Genomic DNA, 21,591 nt, shown 5'->3' with positions numbered 1-21,591 from the left:
TGCGCCCTATTTCGACATCTGTCAATATTGACGAATGTCGAATCAAGACGTGCCGGAATCCGACGCGTGCTGCACCCCGCTCGTCCGCGAACCGTTGACCGAAGACTGGGCGGGTGACCTGGCCCGGATGTTCAAGGCGCTCGGTGACCCCGTGCGACTACGCCTGCTGAGCTTGGTGGCCAGCCACCAGGGTGGAGAAGCCTGCGTCTGCGACATCTCCGACACCTTCGACCTGTCTCAGCCGACCATCTCACATCACCTCAAAGTCCTGCGCCAGGCTGGGTTACTCGACTGCGAGCGACGTGGCACGTGGGTGTACTACTGGGTTATTCCCGCTGCATTACAACAGCTTTCAGCGGTCCTCCTGGTCGAAGGATCCACCTCAGACGGATGCGTCGAGGTCACGGCATGAGCAACGCCGCCACAACCGAGAATCCCGCAGTTGTCGGCAAGCTCTCCACGCTCGATCGATTTCTACCGGTGTGGATCGGTGTCGCCATGGTCGCCGGACTGTTACTGGGTCGCTGGATTCCAGGCTTGAACAGTGCCATCGAAAAGGTTCAGATCGACAGTATCTCGTTGCCGATCGCGCTGGGCTTGCTGATCATGATGTACCCAGTACTCGCGAAAGTCCGCTACGACCGCCTCGACACGGTCACCGGCGACAAGAAACTCCTTGCCGGATCGCTGTTCCTGAACTGGATCCTCGGTCCTGCGTTGATGTTCGCCCTTGCCTGGCTGATGCTGCCCGACCTTCCTGAATACCGAACCGGCCTGATTATCGTCGGCCTTGCTCGATGTATCGCAATGGTCATCATCTGGAACGACCTGGCCTGCGGAGACCGTGAAGCTGCTGCTGTCCTGGTTGCCATCAACTCGGTGTTCCAGGTGATCATGTTCGCGGTGCTCGGCTGGTTCTACCTATCCGTTCTCCCCGGATGGCTGGGCCTCGAGCAGACAACGATCGACACATCCCCGTGGCAGATCGCCAAATCCGTGCTGATCTTTCTCGGCATTCCGTTGCTCGCCGGCTTCCTGTCCCGCTTTTTCGGCGAGCGGTCAAAGGGTCGAGACTGGTACGACAACACGTTCATTCCCAGGATCAGCCCGTGGGCGCTCTACGGCCTGCTGTTCACTATCGTTGTCCTGTTCTCGCTGCAAGGCGAGCAGATCACTTCGCAGCCGTGGGACGTTGTCCGCATAGCGCTTCCCCTACTGGCGTACTTCGCCCTGATGTGGGGCGGCGGCTACATCCTCGGTGCCACAATGGGATTGGGATACGAACGCACGACCACACTCGCATTCACCGCAGCGGGAAACAATTTCGAATTGGCGATCGCCGTCGCCATCGCCACGTACGGCGCCACGTCCGGCCAAGCACTCGCCGGTGTCGTCGGCCCGCTGATCGAGGTACCGGTACTGGTCGGCTTGGTCTACGTCTCACTTGCCTTACGTAAACGCTTTGCCGTCCAATCCATTTCACCCGCATCCTGAGAGCACTTTTGTGAAAGGAACCCAAAACCCATGTCCGACAAGCCCAGCGTTCTGTTTGTGTGCGTCCACAATGCCGGCCGGTCACAGATGGCGGCCGGTTTCCTGAATCATCTCGCCGCCGGTTCCATCGAGGTTCGCTCAGCCGGATCCGCACCGGCCGAAAGCGTCAATTCCGCTGCGGTCGAGGCAATGGCAGAGTTGGGTATCGATATCTCCGACCAATCTCCGAAGATTCTCACCGCCGATGCAGTGCAGAATTCGGATGTCGTCATCACGATGGGTTGCGGTGATACATGCCCGGTCTTCCCGGGTACAAGCTACCGAGACTGGGTTCTCGATGATCCGGCCGGAGCGGGTATCGACGCCGTCCGACCTATCCGGGACAAGATCAAGGCCCAGGTACAGGCACTTGTCGACGAACTCACAGCCCCACCGGTCTAGCTACTACTGCTCAAACTGCTGTGTGGTTTTCGGTGCGTTCCGAGTGCGTCAAGTGCGCGCACGCCTGCACCAATAGTGAAAGCGACTCATCGGACAATCCCTCCGCGACACGCATGAACCGGAGCACCCACAAGTCCGACACCTCGACGTCGTCGTTGCCACCGACATCGGCCAACCATTCAAGGACGATCTTCCGGGAATCTTGCCCCAGGAATGTCCGACCATCCGTCAACACCCCACCGGCCATGTCCCACTGAGCATCCGAGCATGACAACACCGCCGCAAGGTGCCGACGAGTGAGCACCGTTCCCGAATCTGCCGCACACTGGAACAGGACGCCGAGACGCTCTGCCAAACCTCCACTGCCGGATCGCCGACCATCCTTGTCGGACAACTCATTCGAGCTATCGAGACTGATTGTCTGACGAGACATAGGTACACCTTCCATGTTGCTACCTCCACCGGTTTCGTAAATAGCGGCCGAATGCCGTTACGGCTATCCGTACACCGTGGATGCCGTTCGCATTTGGCCTGTTCACCAGGTTGACCGTTACAGGTTACCCAGATCTGTAAAGAAACGGCAAGTGTTTTGTTACATTCGCCCGAAAACGTCTTTTGTAGTGAATTAGCTACCACTGGCAAAGTACCGGTTGGTATGTATACAAGAACGGCCAGTACCTGCGGGGTAAGTACCATGCGAACTCGAGTAGGACTACGCATCCACTCCAGCTGCTTTGACCTGCACACTTCATGTCATGAGCACACCGACAGCACCCTCGAAGAGCACAGCAGCATTCTTTGCCCAGGCCGGAATAGCGTTTGCCGTCAGCTTCGTAGGCACAATCGTGGGCATCGCCTACCTACCCATCGACGCCTGGCAGCGCGGATTCCTCGGAATGTCGCTGCTGTTTCTGGTGACCAGCACATTCACCTTGGCAAAGGTCATTCGTGATCAGCAGGAAGCCTCCACCGTCCGCGTTCGTGTCGACGAAGCCCGACTCGACAAACTGATCTCGGAACACGATCCATTCAAAGCTGCGGCGTGAGCACTCTCGACTGCCCCGCAGTGACCGGTGGTTGCCGCAGATCCAACCGTCGTAGCAATTGAGCGTTGACGGCAACCACCACGGTCGACACCGACATCAAGATCGCGCCCACTTCCATGGGCAGCACAAAACCGACAGGCGCCAGCACCCCAGCGGCCAAGGGAACCGAAATCGCGTTGTAACCCGCTGCCCACCACAAGTTCTGGACCATTTTCCGGTACGTTGCGTGCGACAGCTCGATCACCGACGCCACCGCTCGCGGATCATCGCTTGCCAGAACAACTCCCGCCGACGCGATTGCCACGTCAGTACCGGCCCCGATGGCAATACCGACATCAGCCTGCGCCAACGCAGGAGCATCGTTCACTCCGTCTCCGACCATCGCTACCCGACGTCCAGCCGCCTGCAGCTTCGATACCTGAGCACCCTTGTCCTGCGGCAGAACCTCCGCGAACACCGCATCGATACCCAGCGTTCCGGCCACCGAATGTGCAACTGCACTGGCATCGCCGGTCACCATCGCTACGCTGACACCACGAGCATGAAGCGCGTCGACGGCCAAAGCGGACTCCGGCCGGATCTCGTCGGCCAGAGCCAACGCGCCGATCACGACGTTATTTCTCACCACATGCAGAACCGTCGAACCTTCCCTCAACCAACCTTCGGTACCTGGAATCGCCTCAGCACCTGCAGCTCTCAGCATCCCCGGCCCGCCGACGCCGATGCTCGCCCCGTCGACCTTGGCGGTAACGCCGATTCCGTTGTGCGCCTGGAACTCCGAACCGGAAGTGAACGACAGGTTCCTCGCGCGTGCGGCGGCGACTATCGCACGGCCCAACGGATGTTCACTGTCGAACTCCACCGACGCACCGTCGCGCACAACCTGATCTTCGGTGTATCCCTGCGCCGCAAGCACTCCGACAACTGCTGGTTCTCCCTTTGTGAGAGTTCCGGTTTTGTCGAAAAGAACTGTGTCGACGTTGCGCATGTTCTCGAGTGCCATGCGGTCGGTAACCAGAATCCCGGCTCGCGCAGCACGTTCCGTTGCGATCGACACCACCAACGGGATCGCCAGTCCCAGCGCGTGTGGACAGGCAATCACCAGGACGGTGATAGTGCGGGTCACCGCGTCCTCGGGAGTCCCCCAGGTTATCCAGGCGGCAGCCGTCAGCACCGCAGCACCCAGTGCGTACCAGAACAGAAGTGCCGCAGCCTTGTCTGCCACCACCTGCGCCCGGCTCGACGAATTCTGCGCCTGCTCCACGAGACGCCTGATCCCGGCGAGAGCAGTGTCTTCACCAACTGCCGTGACTCGCACTCGCAGAGCGGAATCCGTCGCCACCGTGCCCGCAACCACTCGGTCGCCGATCGTGCGCCGCACCGTTTTCGACTCACCGGTGATCATGGACTCGTCCATGTCCGCGCCGCCCTCGACGACGGTTCCGTCCGAGGGGATACGTGCGCCGGGTCTGACAATCACGAGGTCACCGGTTTCCAGTGCGCTGGTCGCCACAGTTTCGACCTCGTCCCCGACCAGTCGCTCCGCCTCGTCCGGCAGTAGCGCGGCGAGCGAGTCCAATGCGCTGGACGTCTGGCTCAGCGAACGCATCTCGATCCAGTGCCCCAGCAACATGATGACGATGAGGAGTGCCAGCTCCCACCAGAAGTCGAGGGTGTGGTCGACCCAGTGCAGACTTGCCGCCCACGACGCGAAGAACGCCACCGTGATCGCCAATGCGATCAGCAGCATCATTCCTGGTTGGCGGGCACGAATTTCGGACACTCCGCCGGTGAGAAACGGTTTGCCACCCCAGAAATACATCACCGTGCCGAGGACCGGCGATATCCACTTCACCACGATGTTGTCTGACAGTGTGTATCCGATCAGATCGGCGAACATCGCGTCGGCGGCAACTACCGGAACGGCGATGACAAGCATGATCACGAACAATTTCCGGAACTGTGCGACGTGGTCGCCATGTCCCGTGTGGCTATGGTCCATGCGGCTGTGATCCATGCGGTCATCTCCCCTGCCGTCAGAACTGAAGGTATGCCCGATCCAGTACCTCTACAAGCGCATGCACAACTACAGGGCCGCCAGCATCGCTTGCATCTGGACGATCTCGGCCTGCTGAGCGGCGATGATCCCTTCTGCCAGCTTCTCGGTCGTCGAATCCAATCCCGAATCGAGTTCGGTCTGTGACATCGTGATCGCGCCGGTGTGATGTTCGATCATCATGGTCAGCCACATCTTGTCGAACTCGACACCCTGGGCATCCATCATCGCGGCCATGTCGTCATCCGACATCATCCCAGGCATGTCCGCCATCCCTACCCCATGACTGGAATGGTCCATACCGCCCATCGGGTTGGACGCCGGGTCGGGACGCCCCCACTGTGTGAGCATCTCCGACATCTGCTGCATTTCCGGCCCCTGAGCAGCTTCGATCTGCGCCGCCAGTGCGATCAGTTCAGCGCTATCCGTCCGCCCGTCAACCATTTTTGCCATGTCGAGCGCCTGCGCGTGGTGTGGGTACATGCCCTCCAGGAACTCGATGTCCGCTGCGTTGACTCCCTGCGGGATCGCGGACTGGGAGGCCGATATCGATGTCTCGGCTGGGATCGTTTGCGCCGAATTACCTCCGTCCGAACAACCGGCGATCACCAACGTGCCCGCTGCCAAGACGGGAACGAACTTCACCAAACCACTCTTGAGAGAGAACACCACGACAACACTCCTGAGAATCCGACTTCACACTGAACTTATTACTGTGCAACAACTTCCGAGATTCGATCTTTCGAAGCGTGCGTTCACCACGATACCGACGAGAGTGCGCCGAATCCCGTGACAATCGCTCGAAACGGTGTACCTTCATCGAATCTTCACAGTCCGCCGGAAGGCGCGAATATCACCTCGCCGCTCGGCTAACCTGACATCATGAATTCCGAATCCGGACACTCACGCGCCGAGGGAGCCGACCGCGTCCTGGTAGTCGAGGATGAACCGGCACTCGCCAAGGTGGTAGCCAATTACCTTGCACGCGAGGGTTTTCACGTCCGCATCGCACATGACGGTCCGACCGCAGTTGCGGCAGCCCATGATTTCGGGCCTTCCCTCGTCGTTCTGGATCTGATGCTCCCCGGATTCGACGGCATGGAAGTCTGCCGACGAATCCGCAGCTTCTCCGACGCCTATATCCTGATGCTCTCGGCGCGCGGCGACGAGTCCGACAAGGTCGCGGGACTCGCAGCCGGTGCCGACGACTACGTAGTCAAACCCTTCGGACCTCGCGAACTTGTCGCGCGCGTCAAAGCCCTGTTACGTAGACCTCGTGCATCGAGTCTGATGCCCGAGCCGTTGCCGACGCCGGACGGTCTCGACATTGACTTGATCGCGCGGACCGTGCGCGTCGACCGAACGCCAGTCGACTTGACCCCCACCGAGTTCGAACTTCTCACCGCTCTGGCTGCCAGACCCGACGCCGCGCTGAGCCGAAGCGACATCATCACGGCCGTCTGGGGTTCTTCGTGGTTCGGCGATCAGCACATCGTCGACGTCCACATCCGCGCACTCCGACGCAAACTCGGCGACGACGCAACAGATCCCCGATTCATCCGGACCGTCCGCGGCATGGGTTACGCACTGAGGTCGTCATGAATCGCCTCGGCTTGCGCGGCAGGTTGCTGGTCGCGCAGATTGTCGTCCTACTGGCGTGCTGCGTGACGATCGCAGCGGTCGCCGTCGCGATTGCAGCGCCACTGTTCCACAATCACCTCGCGATGGCGGGGATCGAAGACGACAACGTCCGCCTGCACACCGAAGAAGCCTTCGGCCAAACCATCTTCGTGGCATTGCTGAGCGGCATAGCGGTTGCCCTCGTCGGCGCGAGTATCGCTGCGGTGTATGTCGTTCGACGGATTACCGCACCCATCGGCCGACTCGCCGCCGCGGCGCAGAGCGTCGCCGAAGGCAGGTACGACGTCCACATCGAGCAGTCGGAGGTCGACTCGGATTTCACCCGCCTGGAAGGCGCATTCTCCGACATGGCCGAGCGACTCGATCACTCCGATCACGTCCGTAAGCGTCTGTTGGCGGATCTGGCCCACGAATTACGCACTCCGGTATCAACTTTGGCGGCTTACGTGGACGGCCTCGAGGACGGTGTACTGGAGGCCGACGGCACGTCGTGGGCGGTAATGCGCGATCAGCTGGAACGACTGCGACGGCTCGCCCACGATCTCTCCGACGTTTCCGCGGCCGACGAGCATGCCCTCGATCTCATTCTCGCTGTCGAAGACCTCAGTGATATCGTGTGCAGCACAACAACTGCCGTCGCACCACGCTTCGAGGAACGTGCCGTGACGCTGTCTGCGACGACACCGGCGCGCCCGGCGAGAGTTCGGGTCGATCGCCAGCGGATCGAACAAATTCTGTCCAATCTTCTCGAGAATGCGTTGCGGCACACACCAGGCGGGGGCAGTGTCACCGTAACCGTCACGCAGTCGCCCGACCACGTTGTTGTCGCTGTAGCCGACACCGGCGAGGGCATTCCGGAGGATCAACTCGAGTCTGTGTTCGACAGGTTTAATCGCGGTGAGAGTTCCGACGGTTCCGGATTGGGGCTGACGATTGCGCGGAGTCTCGCGCGCGCCCACGGCGGCACTTTGACGGCTCGGCCGAATCCGCTCGGCGGCACCATTCTCGAACTGGTGCTGCCTGCCCTCCCGGACTCCCCTCTCCCTAGCCCCTTTCCCCTCCCCGAATCCGAGTGAACGTATCGCTGCCCATGTCTGACAAGGGCAGCGATACGTTCACTCGAAATGGGGGTGGCATGAAACCGGGCAACTCGGGCGCTAGAACTAACAACAGCGCCCGCCAACCAGACGAACTGGTGGGCGGGCGCTGCCGGGAAAGATGTGTCAGGCGTTGACGATGGAATCCAATGCCGAGTAGAACAAGCCGAGTCCGTCATCGCTGGGGCCGGTAAGAGCCTCGGTGGCGTGCTCGGGGTGCGGCATGAGTCCGACGACGCGGCCGTTGGCGGAGGAAATACCCGCGATACGACGCTGTGAGCCGTTGGGGTTCTCTTCCGAGTAACGGAATACGACGCGGCCTTCGCCTTCGAGTTCGTCGAGAACGTTTTCCGATGCCTGGAAGCGACCTTCACCCGATTTGAGGGGGATGAGGATCTGAGCGCCGGCTTCGTAGCGTGAAGACCAGGCCGTGTTGGTGGCTTCGACAGTCAGCCACTCGTCGCGGCAGATGAAGTGCAGACCCTGGTTGCGGGTGAGGGCTCCGGGGAGCAAACCTGCTTCGCAGAGGATCTGGAAGCCGTTGCAGATTCCGAGGACGGGCATGCCGCCCTTGGCTGCTTCGACGACCTTGCCCATGGCAGGGGCGAACCGTGCGATCGCGCCACAGCGAAGGTAATCGCCGTAGGAGAATCCACCGGGGACGATGACTGCGTCGACGCCCTTGAGGTCGGCGTCGCCGTGCCACAGTGCCACAGCTTCACCGCCTGCCAGGTTCACCGCGCGAGCTGCGTCGACGTCGTCGAGTGTGCCCGGGAACGTGATAACCCCGATACGTGCGCTCATGCCTCGACGCGCCTGACGGTCCAATCCTCGATCACCGTGTTGGCCAGGAGGCCTTCGGCGATCTTCTCGAGCTCGGCATCTTCGACGCTGCCGTCGATTTCCAACTCGAACCGCTTGCCCTGACGGACATCGGATACTCCTGCAAAGCCCAGGCGAGACAGTGCCCCGACAATGGCCTGTCCCTGGGGGTCGAGAATCTCGGCCTTGGGCATGACTTCGACGACGACACGGGCCACGTGCTGCTCCTCGGTACTAGTGCGCGAACCCAGAGTGAAACACCGGGTACTGAGCAGTTTACCGGGCGCAGTCTGGAACCTTCGCATCGAGTGAGAGCTGGGGTGACGCCCACCACCCCCAAAAGGCATACTCGAAATCATGCGACTGACACATTTTGGCCATTCCTGTGTACTTGTCGAATTGAACGGTTCGAAAATCCTCTTCGATCCCGGCAACTTCTCACACGGTTTCGAGGGCATAACCGGCCTCGACGCCATTCTCGTGACACATCAGCATCCGGATCATGCGGATCCGGCGCGCCTGCCCGCTCTCGTCGACGCAAACCCCGACGCGGCTTTGTACAGCGATCCGCAGACGGCGGCCAAGCTCGGTGGCCGGTGGAATGCCGTCCGGGCGGGCGAGCATTTCAGCATCGGGGAGGTCAAGGTGACCGGTGCCGGCGGCGAGCACGCGATCATTCATCCCGATTTGCCGATGATCGACAACACCGCTTTCCTACTCGGCGACTCCGTCAATCCGGCACTGTTCATGCACCCGGGCGACTCGTTGGTCGTGCCCGAGCAGACCGTCGATGTTCTTGCTTTGCCTGCCGCCGCGCCGTGGTTGAAGATCTGGGAAGCCGTCGACTATCTCCGAGCAGTCGCCCCTCGTGTCGCGGTGCCTATCCATCAGGGCATTCTCCGCGAGGAGGCGTCAGGAATCTTCTACGGTCGTTACACCGACATGGCCCCCGCCGGCACCGAGTTCCGGGTGCTCGACGAGGAGTCCGATGTCGAGATTGCGTAGTTAGAGTTCTTTACGCCTTCACCTTGACGATGATCCAGCCCGTGCTTGTCCCACCGTTCGCGTCGGTGAGGGTATAGAGGATCTTGTCGGTGCCCGTCTTCGATCCGGCTTTGTACACCACTTTGCCGTTGTCGAGCTTCACGGTGCCACCGAGCAGTGACGTTGCCGGGGCGCCAGTCACCGAGATCGAATCTCCGTTGCTGTCATGATCATTCGCGACCGCGTCGATCGTGGCGGTAGCCCCTGATTTGACCTCTGCGGTATCGAGTGCGGCGTAGGGCGGCAGTGCCGTCGCGGTGTAGCGTCCGACGTCGTCGAGTCGAGCGGAGGCGACCTCTGCCGTGTCGACGATGGAAGCAAATTCGGTGCCGTCGAATCTGGACAGATCATTACCGTTCATGATGGTGCGTCCCTCTGCACCACCGCCCTGGTAATCGTCGGCATAAAAGTTGTGGCCGAGTTCGTGACGGAGCACGCGGGCGAAGTTGCCGTCCCCTTCCGCGCCGACGTGCGCGTAACTGTGGTCGGTCAGAAACTGGGAGTAGTAGGCGTTTCCGCCACCGGACTTGCACACCACAGTCGCCTGGTCGACGGTGGTGCCGACCTTGTCCGACCACTCACTCTCGAGCGCATCGAAGTTTTCGCACGTGGTCTTGTACGGATCGCTGGCAGAGTCGGCCCGGAGGACAACCCGACCGACGACCGGCCGAACTCCGACATCCCTCATCCAGATCACCGCGGTTCGCGCAATCGATTCCTCGACGCGATCCAGTGCAACCGCAGGACTCCCGGCTGCGTGGGCGGAATACCACTGCCCGCTCAGGTCCAATCCGATCTCGAACTGCTTCAAGGTCTTTCCGACACCTGCCGCCGAACTGGTCGCGATCGGAGTGGTCGGCCACGTGGGCGCCGCATCGGTGGGCGCTGAGCTACGGGCGACAACACTCGAACCGACGAAGTCGATGGAGGCACCTCGGTCGAAGATCACCTGTCCGCGAAGGGTTCCGGTGGAATCGACGATGGCAGCAACAACGGCGTCGGGAAGACCGTCGACGCTTCCGAGATACGAACGCGGCGCCGGCAACTCCGAATCAACAAGGGTGCCACCGGATTTCTGCACTGCCATCCGGAAATCCTTGCCACGCAGATCTACCTTGTCCAACCGCAAGGTCAAGGGCGAGCCCTGATCGTCGACGGCGGCAACGAGGGCCCCCTCACCCGATTCGCTCGAGCCGCTGCCCAGGCTGCCGGTGGACAGCGAACCAAGATCGAGGGGTGCCGCAGTCGCCACCGCGGGTACCAGCGCAGCGCAGGCGAGCGCACCCACCGCCGCGGTAAGACGTCGCTTGGCCGACTTCGAGAACACTCGTGCGCGCATGGTTATATCCCAGCCCGATCTACTAGCGGTAAATTAACTGGAAGCACCGTAGCATCGAACTGAGGCGTCGACCACACCCCAAGGCTGATTGTCCGGTTTGCCTAGAATCGGTCGAATTCCCGAGAAAAACCGTGATTGATCACCCAAAAGGCAGCGAACGCACATTCTGTCCCTCAGCCGGGGGCACAGCTGGACAATCCAGCTACTTGATAGTTGCCAGGACTGGATTTACGCTGCGCCCAGTTCCGATGCCGGCGAGTTCCACCGGTACACCTGCGATGTCGCTTCATGGAACAGTGCAAGGTCGATTGCGTCGAGCATCGCCCGACGCGGCCCTTCGTTCCCCAACTGTTTGGCCGAAATCGACAGTCGGACAAGACCACCGCGCTTTGCGGTACGGCCGGCCCCGAGAATGAGGGCCCGGCACCACCACGGTTCGACTTTGAAACCCTCACCGATTCCGAGCACTCGACCTCGCTGAGACGTTCCTCGCGCAAGGTCGTGCACAGCGCCGAGGCCGGCCATCGAGCGAAAACCGGCCTCGGGCAACACCGACATCGCCCCCGGGGACGCAACCCAACGAGGCGGAGCGAACACTCTCGTGCGCAGTCCTGCCTGCTCGAGCACTCGATCTGCGGCCAGCAGACGAAGTTTTGCTTCATGTTTGGACAATGTGGCGAACTCCGCGCGTCGACGCTTGGTCGCCGCCTGATCGTAGCCGTGCAATACGACGGCATCCCCGTGCTCGCGGCGTTCACGCAGCCAGGCAGCTGTGACGGCATCGTCGGCGAGTCGGTATTTGTCTTTGAGTCTCGGCGCCACGAGGAGGGAAAGCCGCACTCCCCTGGCATCCATCTCGTCTGCGAATCCCGCAGCGAGATAACATGTCTCGTCTCTGATTCCGGACACTGACACGATCAGTTCAGCAGACATGCCTTTGATGGTGGCAGCTCCGGGTGAACAACACACTGCCGCCGGATGATCATCCGGCGGCAGGTGGTGGTCAGTTATGCGGCAGAACAGCTTCGATGGCGGCAATGACCTCGGGGGCATCCGGCTCGGTGCGCGGACGGAAACGATTGACGACGGTTCCGTCCGGCGCGATGAGGAACTTCTCGAAGTTCCACTGGATGTCACCGGCTTCACCGTCGGCATCGGGAGTCTTGGTGAGTTCTGCGTACAGCGGGTGGCGGTTTTCGCCGTTGACCTCGATCTTCTCCATCAGCGGGAACGTGACGCCGTAGGTGGTGGAGCAGAAGGTCTCGATCTCCTCGGCGGTGCCTGGTTCCTGGCCCATGAACTGGTTGCACGGGATACCGATCACGGTCAGGCCGCGATCTGCGTACTCGCTGGCCAGCTTCTCGAGCGTGGCGTACTGCGGGGTGAGTCCGCACTTGGACGCGACGTTGACAACGAGCACTGCCCGGCCGTCGTATTCGCCCAGCGAGGTGGGTACGCCGCCGAGGGTGTTGATCACGATGTTCTGCACTGGAGTTGTCATGATGTCCAATTTAGCGACTTTACTGCGGAACGAGACCGCCGCACGGTGAGTGCGACGGTCTCGTTCGTCCAACTCCGACCAGGATCGCTGATCTGAAGTACGGGTTCCGCTCGAGCGGAGTGGTCAAACCTCTAGTGGTGGCTCACGAAGGACTGCTGCGTGCCGGCAGGCGCTGTTTCGAGTTTGTGCTGCTCCGCTTCGTCCTCGTCGTCGAGCATGGTCGTCTCGTTGAACGGAATCTTGCCGTCCAGAACATCGACGACGCGCTCCTTGTCGATGGTCTTCGTCCAGGAGCCGACGAGAAGGGTGGCGACGGCGTTGCCCGAGAAGTTGGTGAGAGCGCGAGCCTCGGACATGAAGCGGTCGATACCGACGATCAGGCCGACGCCGTCGAGCAGTTCGGGGCGGTGACTTTGCAGGCCACCGGCGAGGGTCGCGAGTCCGGCGCCACTGACTCCGGCTGCCCCCTTCGAGGCGATGATCATGAACACCAGCAGCGAGAGCTGCTCACCGAAGGCGAGCGGCTGACCCATCGCGTCGGCGATGAAGATGGAGGCCATGGTCAGGTAGATCGCGGTGCCGTCGAGGTTGAAGGAGTAACCGGTCGGGACGACGATGCCGACGGTGGAGCGTTCGACGCCCACATGCTCCATCTTGGCGATCAGACGCGGGAGTGCCGACTCGGAGGACGACGTCGCGAAGATGAGCAGGTATTCGCGGGCCAAGTACTTGACGAGCTTGAAGATGTTGAATCCGGTCACGGCGCGCAGCAGGGTGCCGAGGACACCGAAGATGAAGATCAAGCAGGTCAGGTAGAAGCCGATCATAAGGGTTCCGAGCTGGACCACGGCGTTCAGGCCGGTCTGGCCGACAACGCCGGCGATGGCACCGAAGGCGCCGATCGGGGCGAGCCACAGGATCATGGTCAGGATTTTGAAGACCAGCTTCTGCAGGTGACCGATGCCCTTGAGAATCGGTTCACCGGACTTGCCGAGCGACTGGATCGCGAAGCCGACGAGCAGGGCGACGAACAGCGTCTGCAGCACGCTGCCTGCTGTCAGGGACGACAGCAACGACGTCGGGATGATCGACGCGACGAAGTCCCACGTTCCACCGGCGCTGTGTGCTGCGGTGGTGAGCTTCTCGACGGACGCCGGGTTGGGCTCGATGTTCAGGCCGCTGCCCGGGTTGAGGAGGTTACCGACCCCCAAGCCGATTGCCAGGGCAACAGTGGACATACCGATGAAGTAGGCAAGCGCCAGGCCGCCGACCTTGCCGACCTTGGCCGCCGCGCGCACCGAACCGATGCCGAGCACGATGGTGCAGAAGATGACCGGGCTGATCATCATCTTGATCAAGCTGACGAACAACGTGCCCAACACTGCGACAGACTTGCCGAATTCGGGCGCGAGCCAACCGACGAGAATGCCTCCGACGACGGCGACGATGACGCTCATGTAGAGCCAATGCGTCTTGTCGCGCTTTGCCGGAGTGCCCTCAGGCTGGGGTGAATCGTTTACTGTCCCTGTTGCCGTGACGCTCATGGGGATGTCCTTTGATGGAAATCAGTGAAGTGATGGGGATCACTCGAGTTCGTGGAGAATTCTTGTTGGAAATGTGTAAGGCGTGAAGTTTGTGTTCATAACGTTCAGGAGTAACCGATGGTCCAACGACGCAGTCGCCGACGCATGAGCGTCGCCCGGCAGATTCTGCTGCTGCAACTGGCACTGTTGTCGCTGGTCATCGGCGCGGGAGCGGCACTGGCCGTGTTCGACGAGCGCGGCGACAGCGACGACGCCATTCGACGGCAGGTGAGCTCGATCGCCGAGACGCTGGCCCTGACGGACTCCACCGCGCAGGCGCTCGCGAGCGCAGATCCGACCGCGATACTGCAACCGCAGACCGAGAAGATCCGCATGGCCACCGACGTCGACTTCATCGTGGTGATGGCGCCGGATCGCACGCGGTTCACCCACACCAACACGGAACTGATCGGTGAATTGTTCACCGGCAACATCGACCGGGCGTTGGCGGGCGAGACGTTCACCGAGACCTACGCGGGTTCCTTGGGTCCGTCGATACGTGCGGTCACACCGGTGTACGACGCGAGCGGGACGCTTGTCGGCTTGGTGGCTGTCGGTGTCACCCGCGAGGAGATCAGCAAGCAGTTCGCCCAGAGCATTCCGACCATCCTGGCGATTGCCGCCGCGGGTTTGATTGCAGCTGTTTTGAGTTCGTTGTTGGTGAGTCGGCGAATCAGACGTCAGACCCTGGGGCTGGCACCCGACGAACTGCTCACGATGTACGAGCATCACGACGCCGTTCTCCACAGCATCGGCGAGGGACTGGTGGTCATCGGCCGGGGGCGGGGCGGGGCCGCTCAGGTGGACATGGTCAACGACGAAGCGCGGCGCCTTCTCGATCTACCGGAAGGCCGAGTCGATCTGTCGTCGATTCCGCCCGCATTGCGCGATGCCGACGCAGGCTCGGCCACTGATCAGGTCCATCTCACCGATCAACGAATACTCGTGGTCAATCAGCACCCGGTTGAATGGGAGGGCAAGCGAATTGGCACTGTTCTCACTATTCGCGATCACACCGAATTGCAGAATGTTCTCGGTGAACTCGATTCGGTTCGCGATTTTGCAGAATCGCTGCGTTCGCAAGCTCACGAGAGCGCCAACCGCCTTCACACCATCATCACGATGGTGGAATTAGGAAAATACGACGAGGCGGTTTCCTTTGCCACCAACGAATTACGACTGTCCCAGCAGTTGATCGATCGCCTCGTCAACGCCGTCCAGGAGCCGGCGCTGGCTGCGCTGCTGCTCGGAAAACTCAGTGAGGCGACCGAACGCGGCGTGGAATTGACCGTCACGGAGGACACCGCGCTCGGCGCCGTCTCGGCGCTCACGTCGCGAGAGTTGGTCACACTGGTCGGCAATCTGGTGGACAATGCCATTGACGCCTCTCGGAGCAGTGAGCAACCGTGGGTAGAAGTGACGGTCATGGAAGAGGATTCGACAATGGTGGTTGCGGTGGCCGACAGCGGGCCAGGCATGATGCCCGATGCGCTCGAAAAGGCCAAGGAGCGCGGCTATTCCACCAAATCCGGATCCCGCGGCATCGGCCTCGCCTTGGTCTCACAGATCGTGAAACGCCACGGCGGCACCTTCGTGAGCGAACCTGGATTGGGTTCCATGCTGGTCGTGCGCATCCCGCTGCGGCAGGCACAGCAGTGATCCGGGTACTCGTCGTAGACGACGAACCACTGATCGCCCAGGCGCACCGATCATATGTGGAGCGAGTGCCGGGGTTTGTCGTGCACGGTGTGGTTCACAGCGGTCAGGCCACTCTGCGAGCGGTCACGGAAGCGCACGCCGCCGGTGAGTCCATCGATCTGGTGCTCCTCGATATCGGCCTGCCGGACGCAAGCGGACTCGATGTTGCATCGGCGCTCGGCGGGTTGCGTCCGAGCCCGGACATCATTGCGGTGACCTCCGCGCGCGACCTCGACGTGGTGCGAACAGCCGTTGCCCGCGGAATTGTCCTCTACCTGCTCAAACCGTTCACGTTTGCGGCATTCCGCGACAAGCTCGAAAGGTATGTCGAGTACCGCGCGGCGCTGCCCGCCGGCGAATCCGCCGCGAGTCAGTACGACATCGATCGCGCGATGGCCGCGCTGCGCACCTCCGACGATCGGGCTGCGTCTCCGAAAGGCTTTGCCTCCCAGACGCTCGGACTCGTATCGGCGTGTGTTCGCGAAACCGACACTCCGCTCACCGCCGCAGAAGTCGCCACTTCCGTCGGCGTATCCCGGGTGACAGCGTGGCGCTACCTCGAAAAACTGGCAGACGACGGACTGCTCACCCGGGAAACCGAATACGGACGTGCTGGGCGCCCCCAGGTCCGTTACCGCAGAAGCTAGTTCGCCGCCCCGACAGTGTCGAGAACCCACGCGAACTCGAAGGCAACTTCCTTCCACTTCTCGTAACGACCACTGACACCACCATGGCCGGCGCTCATCTCGGTCTTGAGGAGTAGCGGAGCGTCGCCGGTCTTGGTGGCACGCAGTTTCGCGACCCACTTCGCGGGTTCGACGTACAGCACTCGGGTGTCGTTGATGCTGGTGATAGCCAGAATCGCCGGGTAGTCCTTCGCTTCCACGTTCTCGTACGGACTGTACGAATGCATGTACTCGTAGACAGCCTTGTTGTGCAGGGGATTTCCCCACTCGTCCCACTCGATGACCGTCAGCGGCAGCGACGGGTCGAGGATGGACGTCAGCGGATCCACAAACGGCACATTCGCAAGAATGCCGGCAAAGAGTTCCGGCGCGAGATTGGCTACAGCACCCATGAGCAGGCCGCCCGCACTGCCACCGTCGGCAACCATACGGTCGGCAGCGGTGACGCCCGTGTCGATCAAATGTCTTGCGCAGGAGACAAAGTCGGTGAACGTGTTCTTCTTGGTGAGGGTCTTGCCGTTCTCGTACCAATGCCGGCCCATCTCGCCGCCGCCGCGGACGTGCGCGACGACAAACACCACACCACGATCGAGTAGCGACAACCGCGCTACCGAGAACGATGGGTCGATGCTGGCCTCGTAGGAACCGTAGCCGTACAACAACAACGGCGCCGGACCTTCAGGTGCTCCAGCCCGCCGAACGATCGAGAGCGGAATGCGAGTACCGTCCTCGGCCACCGCCCAATCGCGGCGCTGCACGTAGTTCTTCGCGTCGAAGTCGCCGAGTACTGGCTGCGACTTCCGCAGTGCCAGTTCGCCGCTGGCCACATAGTAGTCGTACACCTGACCGGGAGTGATGAAAGAGGTGAAGCCCAACCGGATGGTGGGCTGCGCCCATTCCGGGTTCGATCCCATTCCGATGCTGAAGAGTTCTTCGTCGAAGTCGATCTCGTGACGCTCACCGTAGCCGTCTGCTGTCAACGGCCACACGGCAACTCGGGTCAACGCCTCGCGGCGGTAACTCAACACGATGTGACCGGCAAAAGCCTCGGCCTCTTCCAGTCGCACGTCGTCGCTGTGCGCGATCAACGTGGTCATGTTCGTCGGATCCGACACCGGAGCCTCTACCAGCACGAAGTTCTCGGCCTTCACACCGTCCACGACGTCGTTGTGGAGGATGAGGAAGCGATCCTCTCCCCCGATCACGGCATGTTCGGCGCCGTATTCGACACCCTCCCGACGCGGAATGATCACCCGGAAGTCGCCCTCCGGGTTGGCCGATTCGAGGATCCAGCCCTCACTGGTCACCTTGGAACCGACCCAGATCACCAGGTACTTCTCACTACGCGTCGACCCGACCGATACCCAGTACCGCTCATCGGGTTCGTGGAACACCGAAACATCTTGACTCTGGGGCGTTCCCAGCTTGTGACGCCACACTGTGTCCGGGCGCCAGGAATCGTCGACAGTCATGTAGAAGACATGGCTGTGATCACGTGCCCACGTGGCGCCGGGAGCAGTATCGGGAATCTCGTCGCCGAGAATTTCCCCGGTCTCGAGGTTCTTGAACCGCAGCGTGTACCGCTCGTCGCCGACGATGTCCACGGAGTACGCCAGCAGAGTGCCGTCCTCGCTGATGGAAAACGCACCGAGAGAGAAGAAGTCGTGCCCTTCTGCCTCGAGGTTGCCGTCCATGAGGATCTGTTCGCCGTCCAGTTCGACCCCGGGGGTCAAGTTGGGCGGCGTCCAGTCACCGTCATCGGCGATAGGGCAGCGGCAGTGAACGTTGTACGACTTACCTTCGACACTTCGGGCGTAGTACCACCACGTACCCATCCTGGTGGGCACCGACATATCGGTTTCCTGGGTACGCGATTTGATCTCCTGGAAGATCTTCTCGCGCAACGGCTCCAGATGCGCAGTCTGCTCTTCGGTGTAGGCGTTCTCAGCTTCGAGATACGCCACAACCTCGGCATTGTCCTTGTCCCGCAGCCACTCGTACTCGTCGACGAACGTGTGTCCGTGATGGGTGCGTTCGGTGGGAACCTTCTTCGCGACCGGCGGGACGAGGCTCATGCGCTGGGACCGACCCAATCTGCGAAGGACAAACCGGAAATACGTTCATACGCTTCGATGTAACGCGCGCGGGTCGCGTCCACAATCTCCTGCGGCAATGCCGGCGGCGGAGTATCGGATGCCCGATCCCACCCGGATTCGGGACCGGTCAGCCAGTCGCGGACAAACTGCTTGTCGAAGCTCGGCTGAATCTTGCCCGGCTCGTAGCCTTCGACGGGCCAGTACCGCGAGGAATCGGGCGTCAGGACCTCGTCGGCCAGCACCAGGTTGCCAGCAGAGTCGAGACCGAACTCCAGCTTGGTGTCAGCCAGGATGATTCCTCGATCAGCCGCAAAGTTGAATGCACGCGCATACACGTCGAGGGTGTCTTCACGAAGCTGAATCGCCAGGGTCTGACCGACCTTCTCCACTACCTGGTCAAAGCTGATGTTCTCGTCGTGATCACCGAGAGCTGCCTTGGACGCCGGTGTGAAGATCGGGTCGGGTAGCCGCGAAGCCTCCACGAGGCCCTCAGGCAGCGTGACGCCGCACACCGCGCCGGTCTTCTGGTAGTCGACCAACCCGGAACCAGTCAGGAAACCGCGGACCACGCATTCGACGGGAATCATCTCGAGGGAACGCACAACCAGGGCACGCCCGAGAACCTCTTCGGGGATACGGCCGTCGTCGGGCTCACCGGCGAGATGATTGTTGCCGCCGAGAACATTGAAGAAGAACACGCTCATCGCGGTGAGGACGCGGCCTTTGTCCGGAATCGGCGTGCTGAGCACGTGATCGTAGGCCGAGATCCGATCACTCGCGACCAGCAGCAAGTGCTCGTCGTCGATCGTGTAAAGGTCGCGGACCTTGCCACCGGCCAGATGAGTGTAGGAATCAAGTGTAGGACGCACAGTTATCACCCTATCGGGCGTTCGCACTTCGTACAGAACCCTGGTAGCCAAGGCAGGTGGTCGGACTCCCCACTCGGAGAGTCGTTCGCCCTGCTCATCCGGATATGCAGGTAACCCGTCCGCCGCGCCCGAGAGTCCTCCGTCACATTCGGTGAACTACCGGTTTGCAGGCAATTCCAGCAGGCCCTCGTCCGGCTTCACCTGCCCGGCAATCCGACTCCGTCGAGCGTTGCCGAAACAATCTCCCATTGGGCGGGAGGCACCCCGAATTCGCGAGTTTCGCGGGTCCACACTCCATTGCGAGCCTCTCACGCAATCAGATTCCCTCTCCACGAAGGACTTTCACATGTCACGAACTTCACGCAACACCGGTATCCGTGCCGTCGCTGCCTTGGCGATCTCGGGCAGCCTTCTGATCAGTGGCGCCGCACTCGCCCAGGCCGCTCCCCTGTCCGCTGCCGGCTCGCTCGACTTCGGCTCTGTGGATCTCGGCAGCTCACAGCAGGTTGCCGACGCTCCGCGCCTGGTGGGCATCGACAACTTCCGTGACGTCGCGGGCACCGGATCCGGATACTCGGGCTCCTTCGGCCGACACGTCAACAAGGGTGTCTTCTACCGCGCCAATGCCATCACACCGAAGGGCGGCGACATGGCCGCGTTGGAGTCACTCGGATTGACCAAGGTCTACGACCTGCGCACCGCCGCCGAAATCGCCGACAAGCCCGATGTTCTGCCTGCCGGGGTCGCCTACGAGAACATCCCGATCCTGGCTGGAGACATCTACGAGATGGCATTCCAGATCAAGTCGCCCGAGGAAGCCCGCACGTTGCTGCAGGACGCAAACCGCGCGTTTGTCACCGGCGCCGAGGAACGGGCCGGGTTCACTCGACTTCTCACGTCACTCGCGGAAAGTGATGGGCCACAGGTCTTTCACTGCACCGCCGGTAAGGATCGCACCGGGTGGGCGTCGATGTTGCTCCTGAGCATCGCCGGCGTCGACCGCGCCACGATCATGAGTGATTACCTGCTGACCAACGAGTACTCGGCCGACAGCATCAAAGCAACGCTCGCATACATCTCCAGCGTTGCCGGTCCGGCAGTGGCAACGAACATGGAACCACTCCTCGGCGTCGAAGCCAGCTATATCGAAGCCGGACTCGATCAACTGGAATCGTCGTACGGAACCATCGACCGCTACCTGACCGATGGCCTCGGTCTCAGTCTCTCAACTATCGCGAAACTGAAGGCAAAGCTGCTCGCATAAACGCTAGCGCATGTGGTGTTCGTCGACGCTCTACGGAGGCGGACACCACGTGTTCTTATCGAACCCGTGTATCTCTCACCATATTGTTCCGATACGCCCAGATGACAATCTGCACCCGCGTACGGACATTGAGTTTTCTGCAGATATTGCCGATATGCGATTTCACCGTACTCAGTTCGAGTTTCATCGCATCGGCCACCTCACCATTACCCAACCCACTCGAAAGAAGCTGGACCACTTCCATTTCCCGAACACTCAATCCGTGGTCGGGGACCTCGGCAGCGGGCGGTTTACGACGCGCGAATTCCGCGACCATTCTGCGAGTGAGCTTCGGTGACAAGACCGAGCCGCCGTCTGCGGCGGCGATTACCGCGTCCACCAAATCGTCGGGGTTGGTGTCTTTGAGCAAGAACCCGACCGCGCCGAGGTCGAGCGCACCGAAAACGTACTCGTCGAGGTCGAACGTCGTCACGACGATGACGCGAGTTTTCGGGAATTCGTTCAGAACCTCACGAGTTGCAGTCAGTCCGTCACCATGCGGCATCCGAATATCCATGAGAACCACGTCCGGCTGAAGCAATCGAACTTGTTCAAGTGCTTCCGTTCCCGATGCCGCGTGCCCTACCACCTCGATCCGAGGGTGGTCAGTAAGGAAAAGTTCGAACCCTTGACGGACAACTTGCTGATCGTCTGCGATGAGTACTGTGATCACGCGATCATCCTCCAGCTCGGCGCGGCATTAATCCACGTTATCGATCTCGATAATGGCAGACGCACAATTGCACCGATTTGCCGGATTGCCCGGTCTTACTGAAAATGCTGTGCGCCTTTATCAACGTCGGGCTCACGTGGTTGACGCAACGAGCGATGTGCGAAACCTTTCCAACGGAGTATCCCATTCAAGGGTTTTGCGG

Annotated in this window: 22 protein-coding genes; 10 read left to right on the top strand and 12 right to left on the bottom strand. The window is 61.1% G+C overall.

The window, feature by feature from the left end:
* Positions 1 to 34 precede the first annotated feature (34 nt).
* From ACFRFQ_RS29220 to ACFRFQ_RS29210, 3 genes are read left to right on the top strand one after another with little or no spacing between them, the layout of a single operon-like run.
* Positions 35 to 412, top strand: a complete 378-nt coding sequence (locus ACFRFQ_RS29220) for an ArsR/SmtB family transcription factor (protein WP_378665096.1) — start codon at positions 35 to 37, stop codon at positions 410 to 412.
* Positions 409 to 1,494 (top strand): ACR3 family arsenite efflux transporter, encoded by a 1,086-nt coding sequence (gene arsB / locus ACFRFQ_RS29215; protein ID WP_378665095.1) that lies wholly within the window; start codon positions 409 to 411, stop codon positions 1,492 to 1,494. The genes ACFRFQ_RS29220 and arsB overlap by 4 nt, the downstream gene beginning before the upstream one ends.
* Before the next feature lie 30 nt (positions 1,495 to 1,524).
* Positions 1,525 to 1,935 carry an arsenate reductase ArsC gene (locus ACFRFQ_RS29210; protein ID WP_378665094.1) on the top strand — a complete coding sequence of 137 codons (411 nt, stop codon included), beginning with the start codon at positions 1,525 to 1,527 and terminating at the stop codon, positions 1,933 to 1,935.
* A 10-nt stretch (positions 1,936 to 1,945) separates the two neighbouring features.
* On the opposite strand, the gene ACFRFQ_RS29205 is transcribed toward ACFRFQ_RS29210, so the two are convergent.
* Entirely contained in the window at positions 1,946 to 2,368 is a 423-nt protein-coding gene (locus ACFRFQ_RS29205) for a hypothetical protein (protein WP_378665093.1), read from the bottom strand.
* 322 nt (positions 2,369 to 2,690) lie between these two features.
* Between ACFRFQ_RS29205 and ACFRFQ_RS29200 the strand changes: the two genes are divergently transcribed.
* Positions 2,691 to 2,981: a YiaA/YiaB family inner membrane protein gene (locus tag ACFRFQ_RS29200; RefSeq protein WP_378665092.1), complete on the top strand. Its 291-nt coding sequence runs from the start codon at positions 2,691 to 2,693 to the stop codon at positions 2,979 to 2,981.
* On the opposite strand, the gene ACFRFQ_RS29195 is transcribed toward ACFRFQ_RS29200, so the two are convergent.
* Positions 2,965 to 4,983 (bottom strand): heavy metal translocating P-type ATPase, encoded by a 2,019-nt coding sequence (locus ACFRFQ_RS29195; RefSeq protein ID WP_378665091.1) that lies wholly within the window; start codon positions 4,981 to 4,983, stop codon positions 2,965 to 2,967. The two genes, ACFRFQ_RS29200 and ACFRFQ_RS29195, sit on opposite strands and share 17 nt — an antisense overlap.
* An 84-nt stretch (positions 4,984 to 5,067) precedes the next feature.
* Entirely contained in the window at positions 5,068 to 5,706 is a 639-nt protein-coding gene (locus ACFRFQ_RS29190; RefSeq protein ID WP_378665160.1) for a DUF305 domain-containing protein, read from the bottom strand.
* Between the two features lie 213 nt (positions 5,707 to 5,919).
* Between ACFRFQ_RS29190 and ACFRFQ_RS29185 the strand changes: the two genes are divergently transcribed.
* Positions 5,920 to 6,639 (top strand): response regulator transcription factor, encoded by a 720-nt coding sequence (locus ACFRFQ_RS29185; protein ID WP_378665090.1) that lies wholly within the window; start codon positions 5,920 to 5,922, stop codon positions 6,637 to 6,639.
* The gene (locus ACFRFQ_RS29180; protein ID WP_378665089.1) at positions 6,636 to 7,754 is read left to right on the top strand and encodes a sensor histidine kinase; all 1,119 of its coding nucleotides are present in this window, start codon (positions 6,636 to 6,638) and stop codon (positions 7,752 to 7,754) included. Before ACFRFQ_RS29185 ends, ACFRFQ_RS29180 begins: the two co-directional genes overlap by 4 nt.
* A 147-nt stretch (positions 7,755 to 7,901) precedes the next feature.
* Here ACFRFQ_RS29180 and purQ read toward each other — a convergent pair whose 3' ends face one another.
* Together purQ and purS are read right to left on the bottom strand one after the other, a co-directional pair.
* Entirely contained in the window at positions 7,902 to 8,579 is a 678-nt protein-coding gene (gene purQ, locus ACFRFQ_RS29175; protein ID WP_033233932.1) for a phosphoribosylformylglycinamidine synthase subunit PurQ, read from the bottom strand.
* The gene (gene purS / locus ACFRFQ_RS29170; RefSeq protein WP_003945817.1) at positions 8,576 to 8,815 is read right to left on the bottom strand and encodes a phosphoribosylformylglycinamidine synthase subunit PurS; all 240 of its coding nucleotides are present in this window, start codon (positions 8,813 to 8,815) and stop codon (positions 8,576 to 8,578) included. The genes purQ and purS overlap by 4 nt, the downstream gene beginning before the upstream one ends.
* A 139-nt stretch (positions 8,816 to 8,954) precedes the next feature.
* Between purS and ACFRFQ_RS29165 the strand changes: the two genes are divergently transcribed.
* Positions 8,955 to 9,602: an MBL fold metallo-hydrolase gene (locus ACFRFQ_RS29165; RefSeq protein WP_378665088.1), complete on the top strand. Its 648-nt coding sequence runs from the start codon at positions 8,955 to 8,957 to the stop codon at positions 9,600 to 9,602.
* Positions 9,603 to 9,612: 10 nt separating this feature from the next.
* Here ACFRFQ_RS29165 and ACFRFQ_RS29160 read toward each other — a convergent pair whose 3' ends face one another.
* From ACFRFQ_RS29160 to ACFRFQ_RS29145, 4 genes are all read right to left on the bottom strand, one after another.
* A complete protein-coding gene (locus tag ACFRFQ_RS29160) occupies positions 9,613 to 10,980 on the bottom strand; it encodes an Ig-like domain-containing protein (RefSeq protein WP_378665087.1) in 1,368 nt (455 codons plus the stop codon).
* Between the two features lie 228 nt (positions 10,981 to 11,208).
* Positions 11,209 to 11,913 (bottom strand): DUF2334 domain-containing protein, encoded by a 705-nt coding sequence (locus tag ACFRFQ_RS29155; protein WP_138872017.1) that lies wholly within the window; start codon positions 11,911 to 11,913, stop codon positions 11,209 to 11,211.
* Between the two features lie 70 nt (positions 11,914 to 11,983).
* Positions 11,984 to 12,481, bottom strand: coding sequence for a glutathione peroxidase (locus ACFRFQ_RS29150; protein WP_378665086.1), 498 nt, complete (start codon positions 12,479 to 12,481; stop codon positions 11,984 to 11,986).
* 131 nt (positions 12,482 to 12,612) lie between these two features.
* Positions 12,613 to 14,025, bottom strand: coding sequence for a cation:dicarboxylate symporter family transporter (locus ACFRFQ_RS29145; protein ID WP_378665085.1), 1,413 nt, complete (start codon positions 14,023 to 14,025; stop codon positions 12,613 to 12,615).
* 117 nt (positions 14,026 to 14,142) lie between these two features.
* On the opposite strand from ACFRFQ_RS29145, the gene ACFRFQ_RS29140 reads away from it, so the two are divergent.
* A complete protein-coding gene (locus ACFRFQ_RS29140) occupies positions 14,143 to 15,723 on the top strand; it encodes an ATP-binding protein (RefSeq protein ID WP_378665084.1) in 1,581 nt (526 codons plus the stop codon).
* Entirely contained in the window at positions 15,720 to 16,409 is a 690-nt protein-coding gene (locus ACFRFQ_RS29135; protein WP_378665083.1) for a response regulator, read from the top strand. The genes ACFRFQ_RS29140 and ACFRFQ_RS29135 overlap by 4 nt, the downstream gene beginning before the upstream one ends.
* Here the strand turns inward: ACFRFQ_RS29135 and ACFRFQ_RS29130 are convergent.
* Positions 16,406 to 18,523 (bottom strand): S9 family peptidase, encoded by a 2,118-nt coding sequence (locus ACFRFQ_RS29130; protein WP_378665082.1) that lies wholly within the window; start codon positions 18,521 to 18,523, stop codon positions 16,406 to 16,408. The genes ACFRFQ_RS29135 and ACFRFQ_RS29130 overlap by 4 nt on opposite strands.
* Complete coding sequence (locus tag ACFRFQ_RS29125; protein WP_378665081.1) at positions 18,520 to 19,413, bottom strand: phosphoribosylaminoimidazolesuccinocarboxamide synthase; 894 nt, start codon at positions 19,411 to 19,413, stop codon at positions 18,520 to 18,522. Before ACFRFQ_RS29125 ends, ACFRFQ_RS29130 begins: the two co-directional genes overlap by 4 nt.
* 346 nt (positions 19,414 to 19,759) lie before the next feature.
* Between ACFRFQ_RS29125 and ACFRFQ_RS29120 the strand changes: the two genes are divergently transcribed.
* Complete coding sequence (locus ACFRFQ_RS29120) at positions 19,760 to 20,677, top strand: tyrosine-protein phosphatase (protein WP_378665080.1); 918 nt, start codon at positions 19,760 to 19,762, stop codon at positions 20,675 to 20,677.
* 55 nt (positions 20,678 to 20,732) lie between these two features.
* Here the strand turns inward: ACFRFQ_RS29120 and ACFRFQ_RS29115 are convergent, their stop codons facing one another.
* Positions 20,733 to 21,389 (bottom strand): response regulator, encoded by a 657-nt coding sequence (locus ACFRFQ_RS29115; protein ID WP_378665079.1) that lies wholly within the window; start codon positions 21,387 to 21,389, stop codon positions 20,733 to 20,735.
* Between the last annotated feature and the right edge of the window lie 202 nt (positions 21,390 to 21,591).

This window comes from Rhodococcus sp. NPDC056743, from assembly GCF_042790355.1.
Taxonomy (GTDB): Bacteria; Actinomycetota; Actinomycetes; order Mycobacteriales; family Mycobacteriaceae; genus Rhodococcus_F.
Note: the sequence above shows the minus strand (reverse complement) of the source record. Positions and strands in the feature narration are given on the sequence as shown.

Bases quoted from the DNA above. Each gene is read 5' to 3' on its own strand.
- ACFRFQ_RS29220 (WP_378665096.1), top strand. From the start codon at position 35: ATGTCGAATCAAGACGTGCCGGAATCCGACGCGTGCTGCACCCCGCTC.
- arsB (WP_378665095.1), top strand. From the start codon at position 409: ATGAGCAACGCCGCCACAACCGAGAATCCCGCAGTTGTCGGCAAGCTC.
- ACFRFQ_RS29210 (WP_378665094.1), top strand. From the start codon at position 1,525: ATGTCCGACAAGCCCAGCGTTCTGTTTGTGTGCGTCCACAATGCCGGC.
- ACFRFQ_RS29205 (WP_378665093.1), bottom strand. From the start codon at position 2,368: ATGTCTCGTCAGACAATCAGTCTCGATAGCTCGAATGAGTTGTCCGAC.
- ACFRFQ_RS29200 (WP_378665092.1), top strand. From the start codon at position 2,691: ATGAGCACACCGACAGCACCCTCGAAGAGCACAGCAGCATTCTTTGCC.
- ACFRFQ_RS29195 (WP_378665091.1), bottom strand. From the start codon at position 4,983: ATGGACCATAGCCACACGGGACATGGCGACCACGTCGCACAGTTCCGG.
- ACFRFQ_RS29185 (WP_378665090.1), top strand. From the start codon at position 5,920: ATGAATTCCGAATCCGGACACTCACGCGCCGAGGGAGCCGACCGCGTC.
- ACFRFQ_RS29180 (WP_378665089.1), top strand. From the start codon at position 6,636: ATGAATCGCCTCGGCTTGCGCGGCAGGTTGCTGGTCGCGCAGATTGTC.
- purQ (WP_033233932.1), bottom strand. From the start codon at position 8,579: ATGAGCGCACGTATCGGGGTTATCACGTTCCCGGGCACACTCGACGAC.
- ACFRFQ_RS29165 (WP_378665088.1), top strand. From the start codon at position 8,955: ATGCGACTGACACATTTTGGCCATTCCTGTGTACTTGTCGAATTGAAC.
- ACFRFQ_RS29160 (WP_378665087.1), bottom strand. From the start codon at position 10,980: ATGCGCGCACGAGTGTTCTCGAAGTCGGCCAAGCGACGTCTTACCGCG.
- ACFRFQ_RS29155 (WP_138872017.1), bottom strand. From the start codon at position 11,913: ATGTCTGCTGAACTGATCGTGTCAGTGTCCGGAATCAGAGACGAGACA.
- ACFRFQ_RS29150 (WP_378665086.1), bottom strand. From the start codon at position 12,481: ATGACAACTCCAGTGCAGAACATCGTGATCAACACCCTCGGCGGCGTA.
- ACFRFQ_RS29145 (WP_378665085.1), bottom strand. From the start codon at position 14,025: ATGAGCGTCACGGCAACAGGGACAGTAAACGATTCACCCCAGCCTGAG.
- ACFRFQ_RS29140 (WP_378665084.1), top strand. From the start codon at position 14,143: ATGGTCCAACGACGCAGTCGCCGACGCATGAGCGTCGCCCGGCAGATT.
- ACFRFQ_RS29130 (WP_378665082.1), bottom strand. From the start codon at position 18,523: ATGAGCCTCGTCCCGCCGGTCGCGAAGAAGGTTCCCACCGAACGCACC.
- ACFRFQ_RS29120 (WP_378665080.1), top strand. From the start codon at position 19,760: ATGTCACGAACTTCACGCAACACCGGTATCCGTGCCGTCGCTGCCTTG.